Origin of the sequence: Segatella hominis, assembly GCF_004535825.1 — a bacterium.
In the GTDB taxonomy this organism is placed as follows: domain Bacteria; phylum Bacteroidota; class Bacteroidia; order Bacteroidales; family Bacteroidaceae; genus Prevotella; species Prevotella hominis.
Genome location: NZ_SGVY01000065.1, coordinates 1 through 16420, shown reverse-complemented (window position 1 = coordinate 16420; position 16420 = coordinate 1). Strand labels below are relative to the sequence as shown.

At 45.8% G+C, this 16420-nt stretch carries 18 protein-coding genes; 3 read left to right on the top strand and 15 right to left on the bottom strand.

Going from position 1 to position 16420, the window contains the following annotated elements:
* The 11 genes from EXN75_RS15530 to EXN75_RS15480 form a co-directional block, all read right to left on the bottom strand.
* The coding region (locus tag EXN75_RS15530; protein WP_134844506.1) for a TraL conjugative transposon family protein at positions 1-188 on the bottom strand (188 nt) is incomplete at its 3' end.
* A gap of 11 nt (positions 189-199) precedes the next feature.
* On the bottom strand, positions 200-823 hold the full coding sequence (traK, locus tag EXN75_RS15525; protein ID WP_068856390.1) for a conjugative transposon protein TraK: 624 nt from the start codon (positions 821-823) through the stop codon (positions 200-202).
* Between the two features lie 30 nt (positions 824-853).
* Positions 854-1867, bottom strand: a complete 1014-nt coding sequence (gene traJ, locus EXN75_RS15520) for a conjugative transposon protein TraJ (RefSeq protein ID WP_068856391.1) — start codon at positions 1865-1867, stop codon at positions 854-856.
* A gap of 3 nt (positions 1868-1870) precedes the next feature.
* The gene (locus EXN75_RS15515) at positions 1871-2500 is read right to left on the bottom strand and encodes a DUF4141 domain-containing protein (RefSeq protein ID WP_072546032.1); all 630 of its coding nucleotides are present in this window, start codon (positions 2498-2500) and stop codon (positions 1871-1873) included.
* A gap of 29 nt (positions 2501-2529) precedes the next feature.
* On the bottom strand, positions 2530-5031 hold the full coding sequence (locus EXN75_RS15510) for a TraG family conjugative transposon ATPase (RefSeq protein WP_134844505.1): 2502 nt from the start codon (positions 5029-5031) through the stop codon (positions 2530-2532).
* Complete coding sequence (locus tag EXN75_RS15505) at positions 5028-5354, bottom strand: DUF4133 domain-containing protein (RefSeq protein WP_134844504.1); 327 nt, start codon at positions 5352-5354, stop codon at positions 5028-5030. Before EXN75_RS15505 ends, EXN75_RS15510 begins: the two co-directional genes overlap by 4 nt.
* A 20-nt stretch (positions 5355-5374) precedes the next feature.
* Complete coding sequence (locus tag EXN75_RS15500) at positions 5375-5680, bottom strand: DUF4134 domain-containing protein (RefSeq protein ID WP_072542313.1); 306 nt, start codon at positions 5678-5680, stop codon at positions 5375-5377.
* Positions 5681-5836: 156 nt separating this feature from the next.
* Positions 5837-6439, bottom strand: a complete 603-nt coding sequence (locus tag EXN75_RS15495) for a hypothetical protein (RefSeq protein WP_134844503.1) — start codon at positions 6437-6439, stop codon at positions 5837-5839.
* 79 nt (positions 6440-6518) lie between these two features.
* Entirely contained in the window at positions 6519-6863 is a 345-nt protein-coding gene (locus EXN75_RS15490; RefSeq protein ID WP_134844502.1) for a DUF3408 domain-containing protein, read from the bottom strand.
* An 11-nt stretch (positions 6864-6874) separates the two neighbouring features.
* Positions 6875-7393 (bottom strand): DUF3408 domain-containing protein, encoded by a 519-nt coding sequence (locus tag EXN75_RS15485; protein WP_134844501.1) that lies wholly within the window; start codon positions 7391-7393, stop codon positions 6875-6877.
* A gap of 5 nt (positions 7394-7398) precedes the next feature.
* A complete protein-coding gene (locus EXN75_RS15480) occupies positions 7399-8154 on the bottom strand; it encodes a ParA family protein (RefSeq protein WP_134844500.1) in 756 nt (251 codons plus the stop codon).
* 806 nt (positions 8155-8960) lie between these two features.
* On the opposite strand from EXN75_RS15480, the gene mobA reads away from it, so the two are divergent.
* From mobA to mobC, 3 genes are read left to right on the top strand one after another with little or no spacing between them, the layout of a single operon-like run.
* Positions 8961-9380 (top strand): conjugal transfer protein MobA, encoded by a 420-nt coding sequence (gene mobA / locus EXN75_RS15475; protein ID WP_032856281.1) that lies wholly within the window; start codon positions 8961-8963, stop codon positions 9378-9380.
* On the top strand, positions 9365-10618 hold the full coding sequence (mobB, locus tag EXN75_RS15470; protein WP_134844499.1) for a conjugal transfer protein MobB: 1254 nt from the start codon (positions 9365-9367) through the stop codon (positions 10616-10618). Before mobA ends, mobB begins: the two co-directional genes overlap by 16 nt.
* A 37-nt stretch (positions 10619-10655) precedes the next feature.
* On the top strand, positions 10656-12659 hold the full coding sequence (gene mobC, locus EXN75_RS15465) for a conjugal transfer protein MobC (protein ID WP_134844498.1): 2004 nt from the start codon (positions 10656-10658) through the stop codon (positions 12657-12659).
* Between the two features lie 47 nt (positions 12660-12706).
* Here mobC and EXN75_RS15460 read toward each other — a convergent pair whose 3' ends face one another.
* From EXN75_RS15460 to EXN75_RS15445, 4 genes are all read right to left on the bottom strand, one after another.
* Entirely contained in the window at positions 12707-14152 is a 1446-nt protein-coding gene (locus tag EXN75_RS15460) for an ATP-binding protein (protein ID WP_134844497.1), read from the bottom strand.
* Positions 14149-14757, bottom strand: a complete 609-nt coding sequence (locus EXN75_RS15455) for a DUF6088 family protein (protein ID WP_134844496.1) — start codon at positions 14755-14757, stop codon at positions 14149-14151. The genes EXN75_RS15460 and EXN75_RS15455 overlap by 4 nt, the downstream gene beginning before the upstream one ends.
* A 532-nt stretch (positions 14758-15289) precedes the next feature.
* On the bottom strand, positions 15290-15919 hold the full coding sequence (locus EXN75_RS15450) for an RteC domain-containing protein (RefSeq protein ID WP_134844495.1): 630 nt from the start codon (positions 15917-15919) through the stop codon (positions 15290-15292).
* A 222-nt stretch (positions 15920-16141) separates the two neighbouring features.
* Positions 16142-16309 (bottom strand): helix-turn-helix domain-containing protein, encoded by a 168-nt coding sequence (locus EXN75_RS15445; protein ID WP_134844494.1) that lies wholly within the window; start codon positions 16307-16309, stop codon positions 16142-16144.
* Between the last annotated feature and the right edge of the window lie 111 nt (positions 16310-16420).

Below are 16420 nucleotides of genomic sequence, written 5' to 3'. Positions count from 1 at the left end.
GAGGTCTTGCCGTTTCCGAAGTTGATGATGGCTGAACCTATCATGTAAAGGCTACAGAGGGCAAACAAGCCGAACATGACGAGCACGACTTTCAGTCTCACCCTTGGCGGAAGGGAATCCAGCCTGTCACGCAGTCTTCCCTTCATACCATTCACCTTTTCTTGGATTGTCTTAATCGGATTTTCCATTCTTGCTATTTTTATCGTTCTACTGTACTGATGTCCCTGTTCTCCACAATGGTGAAACCTTCAATGGTAAAACCATTCGGGTTATCGTCGGAGCGTGTGGCGTTTACCAACCTGCATACGGTGACAAGACTTCTCTCCGTCACATTGCTCTCTCGGAGTATCACCTGCCGTGCGTAGGTCTTGGCTTGATAAGGGTAGTTATCAAAGTTACAGACCACGCTGTCAACTTGCAGCGACTGGTTGATGTTTCCCGCAATAAGTCGGTTATAAAAACCTTTCTCCGCAAAGTCCTGGTAATAGTTGTATGCGCTCTTGTCAGCCAGCAGCAAGGCTCGTTTCACGTTGTGCTCGATAGCACTCTTCTCCGGTGATAGCGTGAAGAACAGCTCATGAAAGCGTCTCACGTGTTCCCTTGCCTCGGCAGGTCTGTTCTGTGAGAGGTCTTGCGAGAGGGCGAGCATCAGCGACTTGCCTCCATCAAGGACGTATATCTTCTCGCGCTGCTTCTCCGCAAATCTGAATGCGAACACCACCGAGCATATTGCAACAACAGCGCAACCGATGACGAGGACGATGCAGAACAGGCGTATCTGCCTGAACGAGGTCTCGATATTCTTCAATGACTTGAATTCCATTTTTCTTTTCGTTGTATTGTTCATGAATGACTATATTTTCTTAAATCCGCTCTTGATGAGCCTTCCGGCACGTCCTGCCACATTTCCAGCCGTTGCTCCTGCGATGCTTCCGCCCAGTGAGCCTGCCGTGTTCACGTTCCGGTTGTAGTTGCCGATGCCGCCACCTGCCTGTATGATCCAGCCTGCCACGGTCGGTATGGTGAAGTAACCGATGATTCCGATGATGAGGAAAACGATGTAAACACCGTTGCTTGCCTCAATGGAAAAATTCGGGTCGTTCTGCAATGCCTCGATGTCGTTTTGCAGCATCAGCACCTGTATCTTGGCAAGGATGGTACTGAACAAGTCCGAAACGGGTAGCCAGAGATAAATCTGTATGTACCTGCAGAACCATTGCGTCAGCGTGGACTGGAATCCATCCCATACCGATATGGCGAAACAAAGCGGTCCGAGGATGGACAGGACGATGAGGAAGAATGTCCTCAGCACGTCTATGACCAGTGCAGCGGCTTGGAACAGCAGTTCCAGCAGTTCACGGAAGAAATCACGGATGCTCTTCTTCATGCTGTACATGCCACGCTCCACATACATTCCCGCCATTGTCACCACGTCGCCGGGTGACCAGCCGAGTTCGTCAAGCTGCTTGTCAAACTCCTCGTTGCTTACAAGGTATGCAGTTTCCGGATTGCGTTTCATCGCCTCATACTCCAGTTTGTCTTTCTGCGCCCGGTATTCATTCATGTCGAAGGTCTGTGTCTCCAGCATGGAATGTGTACCTTGCACGATGGGACTCATCACGCTGTTGAGCGTTCCGAGCACGATGGTCGGGAAGAACATGATGGCAAGTCCGATGGCAAATGGACGGAGCAGCGGAAATACGTCTATCGGCTCTGCTCTTGACAGTGACTGCCAAACCCTCAGGGCGACATAGAACAGCGCCCCAAGTCCTGCAAGTCCCTTGGCGATGTCCGTCATGTCGGAACACAGCGGCATCATCTCGTCATACAGGGAACGCAGTATCTGGTGAAGATTCTCGAAATCCATAGGCTACCAGTATTTCTCGTTTGACTTGCCGTAGAGTCCCATGATGCGGTCAAGGTCGTTTTTCTTCTTGGCACGCAGATAACTCACGGAAATGTTCTTGTTGGTATAATAGCTCACGAGATTGCGGTAACGCTTCATCTTCGAGTAGCAGCGTTCCACCACGTCCATTCGCTCCTTGTCCGTCATGGAAAGGGTCGTGATGTTCACCACGTTCTTCAGTTCTGTCAGCACATCGTTGCTTTCCTCCAGCAGTTTGGTGTAGCCGAAGCCGATGGCGGAGAGTTCCTCCACGGAGAAATTGTCATCGTGCATCATCTTCTGGTAGTTGTTGATGTAGATGTCTGTGATGTCACCCACCATGAGGATGGTCTGCTGCACCTTGCGTGCGTCCTTGACGAGGTTGTTCACCGACTTCAGCGCATCGTAGTACTTCTTGCCCTGCTCGTAAATTTTCACGGTCTCCTTGAAGTTGTTGATCATGTTCTGAGCCGTCGAAGACGTGTGGACGATGTTGTTGGACGAGTTGATGATACTCTGCGCAATGTTGGTAGGATCTATGACAGACCACTGTGCGCTTGCCTTTCCCGCCATCAGCAGGAACAGGCAGATTGTCATGATTACTTTTGTTCTCATTTTACTTTTGGATTAAGTGGATAATAAATTTACTTGTTCTCTTGTTTGTCCTCTGCAAGCTGCCGGATGGCGGCTTCCATGTCGCCACCGAGTTTCTCCGCCAATGCCCTTACCTCCAGTTTCTCACTTTCCTCAGTCGTATAGGCGAGATATTCCTGCGTAGACACCTCTGTGGCATATACTGCCGACTGTGTTCCTCCGAGTCCTATCCATACTTCCTTGTAGATACGTGAGGGGTCGTTGGACTGGTTGATGGAGAGAATCTGCGACTTCTCCTTTTCCGTCAATCCGAGCAATGACTGTATCTGCTCGAACTTGTTCATGAACTTCCTCTGGTCAAGGAGTATCTTGCAGTCTGAGTTGTTGATGATACTGTCCTTCACGATAGCGGAGGATATGATGTCCTCGACTTCCTGCGTCACCACAACCGCCTCACCGAAGAACTTTCTGACCGTCTTATAGAGATACTTGATATAGGACGCCATGTTTGCCGAAGCTATCGCTTTCCATGCTTCTTCTATCACTATCATCTTACGGATGCCTTTCAGACGGCGCATCTTGTTAATGAACAGCTCCATGATGATGATGGTCGTAACGGGAAACAAAATGGCGTGATCCTTGATGGAATCTATCTCGAAAACGATGAACCGCTTGTGCAGCAGGTCAAGTTCCTTGTCTGAGTTCAGCAGATAGTCGTACTCGCCACCCTTGTAGTAAGGTTCCAGCACGTTGAGGAATCCGTCTATATCAAAATCTTTCTCACGGACTTTCTTTTCTTCCAGTACCTTGCGGTATTCCGTTCCCACAAACTCATAGAAGGTATTGAAGCACGGCACGATGTCGCTTTCCTCTTTCAGTTTACCGATGTAGAGCGACACGGCATTCGACAAGGCTACCTCTTCCGCTCGTGTGGCAGGCTCGTTGTCCTTCTTCCAAAGTGTCAGGAGCAATGTCTTGATGCTCTCTCGCTTCTCGATGTCAAATACCTTATCCTCGGTGAAAAAGGGATTAAATGAGATGGGACTCTCATCCGTATAGGTATAGTAGATACCGTCCTTTCCGCCTGTCTTTCTGTTGATCATCTCGCAGAGTCCCTGGTAGGAGTTTCCCGTATCGACCAAGACCACATGCGTGCCTTGCTCGTAATACTGTCTGACGAGGTGGTTCATGAAGAACGACTTTCCGCTTCCCGAAGGACCGAGCACGAACTTGTTGCGGTTGGTTGTCACGCCTTTCCTCATCGGCAGGTCAGAGATGTCAATGTGCAGCGGCTTTCCACTGATACGGTCTGCCATCTTGATGCCGAAAGGTGAGGGAGAATCCATATAGTTGGTTTCCTCCGTGAAGAGGCATACGGACTGCTCGATGAAGGTGTGGAAACTTTCCTCTGACGGGAAATCACCCTCGTTGCCGGGTATCGCAGCCCAGAAGAGTGTCGGACAATCCACCGTATTGTGGCGTGGTACACATTCCATGCTTGCCAACTGACTGCCCACATCATTGCGCAGGTGCTTCAACTCTTCCAAGTCTTCGCCCCATGCCATGACATTGAAATGGGCACGGACTGACTGCAAGCCTTGTGAGTGAGCCTCGTTCAAATACTCGTCAATCCATTCCTTGTTGATGGCGTTCTGTCGGCTGTACCTTGACAGCGAGTGCATGTTACGGGCGGTCTTCTCAAACTTCTGCAAGGTCTCGTCACTGTTGTCTATGAATACATACTGGTTATAGATATGGTTGCAGGACAACAGCAAGCCAACTGGAGCGGCAAAGGACAGACGGCAGTCACTTCGGTCAGTTGACAATCGCTCAAAGCGGTTGTCCGTAGATACTTCCGTAGGAAGGTCTTCCGTTTGCGACAAGGTATGAAGGCATAGGTGTTTGTTTCCGATACGCATACCACTTGCAGACAATTCCATGTCCTCCAAACATTGCACGTTCTCCGTGGAAAGCAAGAGGTACTTACCTACAAGCCCGGTTGTCCGTTCCGTACCTGTGATTTCATCATCCGTCAGTCTGCGTAAGGAGATATAGCCGGAGTCGTTGATGATTCTTGCGAACTGCTCCACGGCATCGAGGAATCTTGCGACCGTTTCCTTGTCCTTTATTTCCTTGGGGATGATATGCCCACGGCACAAGGTGGAAAAATTGCTCTGGTGTGCCATGCGCTCCTTGGAGGTCTTGGTAAGGAACAGGTAACACTGGTGATGCAGGTAAGGACGCTCATTGAAGTGTCGCTCATAGCTTCTTGACAGAAAGCTCATGTCGCTATTCTGCAAGTCCGGCGAATAATTCTCTTTCACGAACCAGTCCTGCTTGTGTACGATGCTGTAGTCGGGCAGCACCTTGATAGCCTTGCACCATGCGGCATGTACCGACTCATACTCCTGCGATGTTACCGTGAAGATTTCCGGCAGCGTCACTTCGTAGGCGACCGTGATGTCGGCATCCTTGGAGATAATGCAGCCTTGCTCCACGGCAAGCAATGGGAATTTGCTTTCAAGGGTGCTTGATTTTCTGATATTTCTCATTCTTCTTTCTTTTTATGTTTGAACATTCGGTTTGTTTTCCTTCGGTTGAGGATATAGCGTGGGTGGCTCTTGGAGGCAAGGAGCTTCATCAGTCCATGTTCTCCGTACTTGTTGTTCAGGTGAAATGTTCCCCATACAAGCAATGATCCGAGCGTGAGACCCAAGCCGATGCAGACCAGTTGGTCTGCACCTGCCATATAGAGGACGACCACGAGGAAGAAGACGGCAAGCAGTCCACCTGCAAAAATGAAGAGGTACTGTGCCTTCAGTCCCATGAACTCAACCGAATGACCGATGCCCTTGTTGATTGGGTAGTCAGCCATAAGTCTTATACCTTATTATATTATAAGAAGAACGAGCGGAGAATGGTTGCACTCACGATTAGGAAGATGCAGGCTCCGAACCAGCTTGCGGCAGTCTTGCTCGTGTCGGGGTCGCCAGACGAGAACTTGCCATACACCTTGATGCCTCCGATGAGACCCACCACGGCACCGATGGCGTAGATGAGTTTCGTTCCTGGGTCGAAGTAGGAGGTCACCATACTTGTTGCTTCGTTGATACCTGCAAGTCCGTTGCCTTGCGCGAATGTCTGTGATACGGCTGCGAAAATCATCGCAGCGAGAAGAATGATTCTGTTTTTCTTGTTCATAAATCGTTTTTTGTCTGTGCCTTGGGGATTGGATGATCCCGTCTGGCGGTTGATACTTTTATTTACTCATGCGGCATGATGCCGACTTGTGGATTCAGTGGCGAGCTGAGATTTTAGCCGTAGTCTTTCTTTTTCATTGTCTTGTACTTTTTTATGTTACACAAAATCGAGGATATTGAAGTCCTCATAATTGTTAGGCAACCGGGAACTGATGTTTTCCTCCACCGTATCTTTTTCATTCATCGCTTGGACGGCAATGTTTATGGATGCCTCTATCTGCATAAACAGTTTCTCGTCATTGATCATCCGTGCGAACAGTTCCGTTCCATCCAAATCTTTGAACACTTCTCCAGCCTGTACCATTTCTGCCTTGGATGCCTTTGGCTTTTTCACCGTGCGGACAGCAAGGTCTATGTCCTCAAAGGATTTACCCTTGGCTCGTGGAACATCACCCTCGTCCTCGTCAGAATATTCTGTCGGTACATCCTCTATTCGACAATCCTTGAAAGTTTCATCCAAGTCTTCGTCAGGAATCTGAGCAGAGGATTTTGTCTCTTGTTGTGTTTCCTCAAAAGTTACATCTTCCTCTTTCACTGGCTCGGACATATTGCTTTCTGTCTTATCCTCGTCCTTATTTTCTTTCAAGGGAGGCTTATACTGATACTGGCTCTTGGGAACAAACTCATAAGGGTCTATCGGTGGTTTTGTTTCTTCACCTTTTCCCTCTTTCGGCAGACATCGCTCCTTTTCCTCTCTCATAAAGAACCATATTGTCCAAAAGTTGAACAATACCAGCAATATGATAAAAACATTCTCCATAGGCTTACACTTCGATAGGTTATTTGCCCACAAAAGCACTAACGCTCGTAGATGTTCGCTGCTTTTCCAAATACATCTCGTCTATCACTGTGCCATATTGCTTGAAGTGTTCCGTCAGAACATGGTCAATGTAGCTTGCTATGGACACGGTTCCATCACTGATGAGAGGTATCATATTCGCAATAATATGATGATAGTCCTTGCGAATATAGGTCATTCTTCCAGAACGAGCAGGAAACTCGGTAGGACGTATGAACTTCTCCGTGTATCTGTTACGGAGTGCATTTCCCTTGTTTCCATTAGTGGACTGCTTGCTTACTGTTGTCGTTGGCTTTTTACCATAATTCTTCTTTGTCTGTTTCATGTCTCTTATTTTTATATGTTAGTGAATGTCTTGATATGCTTGCCGAAAGACTCGGCAATATCCTCTTGATAGTCCTCGAAATGAGATGCCAACACATTGTCGATGTAGCTGGCTATCGTCACCTCGTTCTTGCCGATGACTTGTATCAACTTCATGATGCGGTCATGGAAGTTACTGCGGATGCAGACTTGCTTTCCTTTGCGTGCCGTCATTCCCGACTCTCGCATAAAGGATTCCTCATAGTCACGTTTCACAATGCATTCCTTGTTTACTGCAATATCCTTCGTCTTGTTCTTTCTATTTTGTGGAACTTGTGGAGTTGCTATCGCCACATTCTTTTCTGTGGAGGTAGATTTTTTATCCACTTTTGCGCCATCTGCTTCTTGTGCATCACCTTTGTCTTCCATGTCTTGCGACTCATTGGATGTAGCAGCACTTTCAACAGGCTTTGAAACGCTGTAGTCTTCTTGAACCAAGGACTGTATGACAAGGTCGGCATACTCTTCCTCTGCTTTTGTCTTTTTTGCCATGTTACTTATGTTTTGATGATTGTTAATACTTCGTCCACCAACTTGTCAAGATTACTTCCTCTTACAAGGCTCTTGTCTGCGGGAAACACTGTAGAGCGAAATACCGCTTTTCTCTCATTGGCAGTCTCCTTGCGGAAACGCTTGCTGTCTGGCAAAAATGTCTTCAATACAGAAAGTGCATGCTCTGCGAATACCTTTTCGTAGGTATCATACAGTTCCGTCTTTTCACGACCATCCACCATGTTCCAGACAAAATGAATGCTCTTGACGTTGCCCCTTCCGATGGTGATGAACGCCTCATTGATAGTCTTGGCATATCCGATGGAACTTGTCAATACCACACGGTCTGCTATAATCGGCGTGAAGATATGATTCATCTTGGAAACCAAGCAAATCACATCGTTGTTGTTTGCGGTTCCTGGCAAATCAAAGAAGATGAAGTCCAATGTAGGGTGCTTTGCCTTCATCTTCTCGGCAACCTCCAAGGCATCCTCTGCCTTGCTTTTTGTTACAGGATACGGCTTTTTGTTCAACTTCTTGATTTGCTCATAAGCCATCTTCTTGTAATGTGCGTCCTTGACGGTTGCTTCCGTATCACGGCTACGGATACCGCTGATACTGTACTGAGGGTGGTCGCAATCAATAATTGCCACATTGTAGCCCTTCACATAATGCAGGTAACTTGCCACGAGTACCGTGAGTGTCGTCTTTCCTGCGCCTCCTTTTTGGGTGGAGAATGCCACATACTTTGTCTTTTCCATTTTTTTGCCTATTTGGATTATTATACATTGTTTTGTTGGGTTGGTTGCCGTTCTGAACGTCCACCTCTCCGTTTAAGCGTTTGAACGTATTGTTGTTCACATAAGTGTTCAAATGAATATTCAAATACTTGTTCATCCTATGAATTATTCAAGTGGTTCTGTGCGGTTGTTATTGCATGTCTCTCCGAACATCCAAATGTTCCTCCGCATAGTCTTCCATACAGTAAATTAAGCATCCCAATGAACACCGATTCATCTGAATCACGCTGCAAAATAACAACGAAAAATCCGAAAAACAATGGTTTTCAAATCAAGTGGCAGTCCGTGGCACTGAAGTGTCGTCCGTGGCACTCGAAAACGTTCATTTCCAACACTTTATTGCTGTAATTTTGCACTCGAAAGGCAAAGCGATGGATAGCGAATCCATATCGTTCCGAGAAGAACTAAGGCTTGATGCTCCGCAAAGGACAGAATTTCCCGAACCGTTTCCATTCGGGATGGGGACAGCTTCTTACGAAGGCTAACTTCAATCCATCCTAAGCGGATTTTTATGTCCTCAAAGACATAGCAAGGTATGTTTTGAGTTACTCAAAACCTTTGGAGTTACTCTCCGTAACATCGTGCCAGCGAGTGAAGAAGAAAAGTTCCTTTTCATTCTTCCGAGCGCAGCAGATGTTCGAGGGTACCTCAAAGACCTTGCCCTTCCGGGTTGGTAGCCTCTCCGAAGTCGGGCTCCCCATGTTCCAATCTGACGATAGTTTGTGTAATTCCATTATTGCCGCAAGTACCACTTAATCCATTTTAATATGAACACAGAAAGAAAACGAGGGGGACGAATCCCCAAGCTGAACCCGAAGTCGCACCATGTGATGCTTCGGTTCGACGATGACGAGTGGATGAAATTCCTCGTCATGTATGAGCAGACTGACGTGAAGGCGAAAGCCGTCTTTGCCAAGGCACGCATTTTCGGCGAGCCGTTCAAGGTGTTGCGAGAGGACAAGACACTGGTGGAATACTACACCAAGCTTTCCTCTTTTCACTCGCAGTACCGAATGATTGGCAACAACTACAACCAGGTTGTCAAGGAACTCCGTTGTCATTTCTCAGAGAAAAAGGCGATGGCTTTGCTCTATAAGCTGGAGAATTGCACCAGGGAACTGGTCTCTCTTACCCGTGAGATTGTTGAACTAACCCGTAAGTTTGAGGAAAGATGGTCGCAAAGATAAGTTTCGGAAGTTCATTGTATGGCGCACTGGCATACAATGGTGAGAAGATTAACAAGGAAGAAGGAAAACTCTTGACTACAAACAAAATCTTCGATGATTGTTCGGGAAAGACGAGCATCGCCAATGCCTTGCGTGATTTCCAGCGATACCTTTCTCCACATATCAGAACGGAAAAGCCTGTCGTGCATATCTCCCTGAATCCGCATCCTGATGATGTGCTGACGGATATGGAGATGGAGAATATTGCCCGTGAATACTTGGAGCGCATGGGATATGGCAACCAGCCATACATGGTTTACAAGCATGAGGACATCGACCGTCATCACATGCACATCGTGACCATCCGAGTGGATGAAAACGGCAAGTGTTTGGATAGCCGATACAACTACCATAGGAGCAAGGCTATCACCCGTGACTTGGAGGAGAAGTACAATCTCCACAAGGCAGACCGCAAGCAACGCCAGGCAGACAATCCACTTCGTAAGGTGGATGCAAGCCAAGGCAATGTGAAGAAGCAGGTTGCCAACACCGTGAAATCACTCTGCGCCACCTACAGGTTCCAGTCCTTAGGCGAATACCGTGCACTTCTTTCCTTATATAATATATCCTTGGAGGAAGTCAGAGGCGAAGTTGGCGGTCGTGAGTATTATGGTTTCGTCTATTCTGCCACGGACGGACAGGGCAACAAAGTTGGAAATCCTTTCAAGGCTTCCAAGATAGATAAGTCTGTCGGTGTGGAGGCGATAGAAAAGCGGTTCGCTTATTCAGCCAAGAAGTTCAAGGAGGACAAGAAACTCTCCGAGATGACCAAACATAGTGTGGAGGCAGTGTTGAAGCAGACTTACCATAAGGATAAGTTCGTTGAACTGCTGAAAGCAAAGGGCATTGATGTTGTTTTCCGCCATACAGCTGACGGCCGTATCTACGGAGCAACATTCATTGACCACCGCACCCAAAGCGTGTTCAATGGTTCAAGGCTTGGAACGAATCTTTCTGCCAATGCCATGCAGGAGCACTTCACCTTGCCTTACGAGAACGAGCAGCCAATACCGCTTACCATTCCAAAAGAAAAAGACTCTGGCTTGGAGCAGGAACTTCAAGGTTCTGGCTTGTTCGATGAGTACGGCAGCGGTCTTGGACTTATGGCAGGGAATGGTTCTTCCAACGAGGCACAGGAAACAGCATTCGATAGAGAGTTACGCAGAAAGAAAAAGAAACGAAAAGGGAGAAACCTTTAATCGTATTATCAAGGTATAACTTCAAAACAGAAAAACAATGGCACAAGAAGACGATTTGAGAGCATTGGGAAAAATAATGGATTTTCTCCGTGCTGTGAGTATCATACTCGCAATTATGAATGTATATTGGTATTGCTACGAGGCAATGCACATTTGGGGAGTGACAATCGGGGTGGTTGACAGAATCCTGATCAACTTCAACCGTACAGGTGGTTTGTTTCATTCTATCCTCTACACAAAGTTGTTCTCGCTTTTACTCTTGGCACTCTCATGTCTTGGAACCAAGGGCGTAAAGGCAGAGAAGATGAGTTGGAGCAAGATTTGGACGGTTCTTGCCGTAGGCTTCTGTCTGTTCTTCCTCAACTGGTGGATATTATTGTTGCCTATATCTAATTTGGGCAATGCCACGCTGTACATATTTACAATGACAGCGGGTTATATCTGCCTGTTGATGGGAGGACTTTGGATGAGCAGACTTTTGAAACACAACCTCATGGAGGATGTCTTCAATAATGAGAACGAGAGCTTCATGCAGGAGACCAAACTCATGGAGAACGAGTATTCCGTCAATCTGCCAACACGATTCTATTACAAGAAAAAATGGCAGAGAGGATGGATCAACGTGGTCAATCCGTTCCGAGCCACCATCGTGTTAGGTACACCGGGTAGTGGCAAGTCTTTTGCTGTAGTGAACAACTACATCAAACAGCAGATAGAGAAGGGGTATTCAATGTATATCTATGATTTCAAGTTTCCCGACCTTTCTACGATTGCCTACAACCACATGATGAACCATCAGAATGGATATAAGGTCAAGCCCCAGTTCTATGTCATCAACTTTGATGATCCTAGCAGAAGTCATCGCTGCAATCCGATTCACCCGGATTTCATGAGTGACATTTCCGATGCCTATGAGAGTGCATACACCATCATGCTCAATCTCAACAAGACGTGGGTTCAGAAGCAGGGCGACTTCTTCGTGGAGAGTCCGATTATCCTCTTTGCAGCCATCATCTGGTACTTACGCATCTACAAGAACGGAAAGTATTGCACCTTTCCCCATGCCATCGAACTGCTCAATCGCAGATACGAGGATGTTTTTCCGATACTGACGAGCTATCCCGAACTGGAGAACTACCTATCTCCGTTCATGGATGCCTGGCAAGGTGGAGCGATGGAGCAGTTGGCGGGTCAGATTGCCAGCGCAAAGATTCCGTTGTCACGAATGATCTCACCACAACTCTACTGGGTAATGTCCGCAAGCGAGTTTACACTCGACATCAACAATCCCGAAGAACCGAAGATTCTATGTGTCGGCAACAATCCCGACCGTCAGAACATTTATGGTGCAGCACTCGGTTTGTACAACAGCCGCATCGTGAAACTCATCAACAAGAAGGGACAACTCAAATCATCCGTTATCATTGACGAGTTGCCGACTATCTATTTCAAAGGCTTGGATAATCTGATTGCTACGGCACGAAGCAACAAGGTTGCCGTCTGCCTGGGTTTTCAGGACTTCTCGCAGTTGGTTCGCGATTATGGAGACAAGGAGGCTAAGGTGGTTATCAATACCGTTGGTAATATCTTCAGCGGACAAGTCGTTGGCGAAACCGCCAAGACTTTATCCGAGCGTTTCGGCAAGGTGCTCCAAAAGCGCCAGTCTATTTCCATCAACCGTCAGGATGTCTCTACATCCATCAATACCCAGATGGACAGTCTCATTCCGCCAAGCAAGATTAGCGGACTCACCCAAGGTATGTTTGTCGGCTCTGTTTCCGACAACTTCACCGAACGCATAGAGCAGAAGATCTTCCATGCCGAGATTGTCGTTGACACCGACAAGGTAAAGCGAGAGGAAAGCCATTATCAGCCAATCCCTATCATCAACGACTTCAAGGATGCCAATGGCAATGACTGCATGAAGCAAGCTATTCAAGACAACTACAATCAGATAAAGGAGGATGTCAAGCAGATTGTCAAGGACGAACTGGAGCGCATCGCTGCTGACGAGAATTTGAAACACTTGATACAGAAATAAAAACGACAAAGGCAGTGGAACAAATCTTCACTGCCTTTGTCGTCTTTCTATTTTAATAATGCCTTGCCTTTTTCTGTAAGCATATATTTTTGTCCCGGATGCTTTGGATTTTTAGGGTATTTCATTGAAATTAGACCATCTTCCAAAGCAGGGGTAAGATAAATTCTCAGGAAATTAACCCTATCCTTCAATTTTAAGAGAGACATGATTTCTTTTACTGAATATTCATTGGTATTTACAACAGAAATCAGCTCCTGAACAAATTTTGTAGCTTGTTGGGTAGCTTGTTGGGTAGCTTGTTGGGTAGCTTGTTGGGGGTTTACCACACTGCTCCTATTATACTTAAACACGACCCACACAAAATTACCATCAGTATTGAATTCTGGAGCAGGCAAGCCTACACGTTTGCATTCATCAACCATTGTACCTATTCCACGTCCCCAACTCTCCAATATCTTGCTCTTATAGAGTACGTTGGCGATAATTGGATTCTGTGGCTTGGAGTCATGTTCCTGCATAAGACGTTCTATAGGCAAGTCGGCAGGAAAAGTTCCTGTATTTCTTATTTCAACACGATCATCGTAGATAGCGATGCTTACAGAACTACCCGGTTGATGATACGAGCGATGGCAAAGTGAGTTGATGCAGCTCTCTCTTAAAGCCTTGTACGGAATGCTCAACTCTTCATCACGATAAAGACCATTTATCTTACCAGACAGTGAGAGATGCTTAAAGAAAAATGCCATTGCGGCATCAAGCAATTCATAAATGTTACCTTCCGCACGTTGGTTGTCTATAAACTCTTCTTTTGTTGTTCCTCTGAAACGAGCCATACGCACAAGGCATTGTGGATAGCCATACAAATTCTTGCCAAACAATACTGCGGCAGCATTGTTTAGTTTCCCAACATGGAGCAGACCGAATTTTTTCAAGATTACAGGTATCTCCTCGCGAATGGTTGTTTCTGGAAGTCTTCCGTTTCGTATTCCCTCACGGACAGCACCGAGAATGGCATTCTCATCCAAGTCGCTTATTTCCAAATCAGAGTTGATCATTGCCTCCCAACCATATTTGCCGCCTCTTTCCATTAAGAGATGGTTATATCGTTCTTGCGGCATGAAGGTAGTGGTACTTTCAATACGCATATACGCTCTTCCTTTGTAGGTGAACGGACGCATATATCGTGTACATTCAGCATGAATGCATATCACATACTTATTGGTTTCAGGAATAGGCACATACGCTATCTCCAACTCCACGAAAGGCTCAATTCTATTGACTGCCTCTGCAATGGAACGTTTGGTACTGTCGGAGACCTCCTGACCTATAATTTTGCCATTGTCTTTGACACCATAAAGTATATTGCCACCATCACCATTGAGAAAAGCACACAACGTTTCCATCGAGCGATCTAACTGTCCCGTCGATTCCTTGAACTCCAAGTTGCTGCCTTCCTCTAATTCTGCTATTCTTTCTATATCTTGATAATTCATTGTGTCTGCATTTTTTTACGAACCCAGATGGGAGCCAACAAGATGTCCTTCTGGAAATCGTTTGCTGGAACTTTTTTCAAATGACATTTGATGATATTCATCTGTTGTTCTGTTACGTTTCTTTCACCAATTTCTCTCAGCGCCATTACGATAAGTAACATAAGTCTTGAACGATAGGCAAATGTCCGCATTTCAGAGGTATGCTTGAACATAATGCTTTTGCCCTTACCCAATGATACCTTGCGGGAGGAACCATCGGTAACAAAGACAATATCTGATGGCATCTGTGAGGATAATCCTAATAGAATCATGGCATAAGCACCAGTCGGGGCTATTCTTACCTTGTCACGATTTGCAATACCTTCTGCTATTTCTTCCACAGATGGCGTGATAAATCCACTTTCACATTTTTCGTCAATTATTGGATAGCAATAGATTCCTTGGGCTACCCGTATGATGTCTCTGCCTTTGCATAGACGAACCAAGGCAGACCTTACAGCGTCAGATGAAGCTGTATGGGCAAATAAGTCTGGAAAGAACAACGTTCCCCGTTTGGAAGATTTTACTTTCCTTTTTATTTCATTGTAAGCACTCTTCTCTGCCATATCCATTCATTGTTTTGCCACAAAAATACAGTAAATTTGTGGCAAAACCAAATCTTTTTATTCTTTTTCACTATATAATTTGCTTATATGTACAGAGTCGGCATAAATAAGCAGTTTATCCCCAATAAATCTATAAATTAACTCCGAAAGTTGTTCCTACGGCAAGTGTATTCATCCATTCACCGTTTTTTTGCTGTGAGAAGGCTGGAGATTGTAATCAAGGAAGAAACGGATGCAATAGTTTTCCTTAGCTTTGTAGGAGAAAGATATTCCACTTCCGAAACAGACGCCACAATTCTTGGGAACGACATTGTCTCCTGAGAGAGAAAGTTTTGGTTAGACGATATATCCGGTCAATAGCTTGCTTCCAATATTCCATCTTGATGTAATGGGGTAAGAAAAGTAAGGTCCAGCCATTGCCATGACGGCATCGAAGGTTTCACATTCCGCGACTTCGCCATTCGACGTTTTATAGTCCAGTGCTGACTACAGAGAAATAGAGCCGTTCTTCTGAGTCATCGTAAACAGAATTTCATCTCCTCATCCTCTCTCTTTCTTCATCTTGCTCCATTCTTCGGTTTACTCTTTCCTGCATTCTGTCAAGGAAGTAAGTCCTACTTTCGTTCTTGCGCATCTTCATATCCGCATAGATGTGGTAGCACTCCTTTGCATTTACTCCAAGCATCTTGTAGAAATATGCGGCTACTTCCTTCAAAGGTATCTCGCCATCGTTGACACAGCCCAGTTCGTCTATACCATAAATGAGTTCAACAAGGTCGGAAGCTTTGCCAGTCCAACGGATTGGGGTGACTTCATTTGACTTTTCCTTGCCTATGGCATTCGTAGCTACTGGGGCGGAAAGCATATTGGATATCCCCGACTTGGCATGCTGCACCATCTTTCGGATAAACGACAAGGCTTTCTTCACATACATGCAGGGAATATGCTCAGTACCCAAATGCAACAGTGGATGATACTGCAATTCGGTTTCGGCAAATACGAGAGAGTGCATAGCCTCGTGCTGCTCATGAGCCTGGCGGCTAAGGTCTATCACACGACCAATAAAGATGTGGTATTCTACCTGCAATTGGGTTGGGTCTATATTGTCCATACCATCCAAGAGTTTGAAGAACTTTGTTTCTGTCAATATCTGATGCTTCATATCGATAAATATTAAAGGGTTCAACACTAAATGATGCGTGTACACACTTAGTTTTGTACTAAATCCATGCCAGAGAATGGTTTCAAATAATAACGAATTTAAGTAACCATATGATTATCAGTATATAACATCGCGATTAGAAGCTTATTACGCAGCGAAGCTTACAGAAAAAGTGTTTCAAAAATGAAACAACAGTATCATCTCTGAAACACTTATCCGTCACTACTTTAACTTTCTTATATGCTTTATGCCATGATTCTTCATCTTCCGGTACATCGTAGAACGGCTTATCCCCATTGACTTTGCTGTAGATGTGACATTGCCTCCGAACACCTCCAATACCTTTTCATAGTGCTCCTTCTCAATACCGTCTTTTTTCTCCTTCCTCAAATCCGCAACCTATAGGGTTTAGTGGGATTTTGCTTGCAAAGCGACAAAATTCATTTTATTGTACATATTTCTTGCACAACAGAAATGTCGCAGACACAAAATCCCCTTACC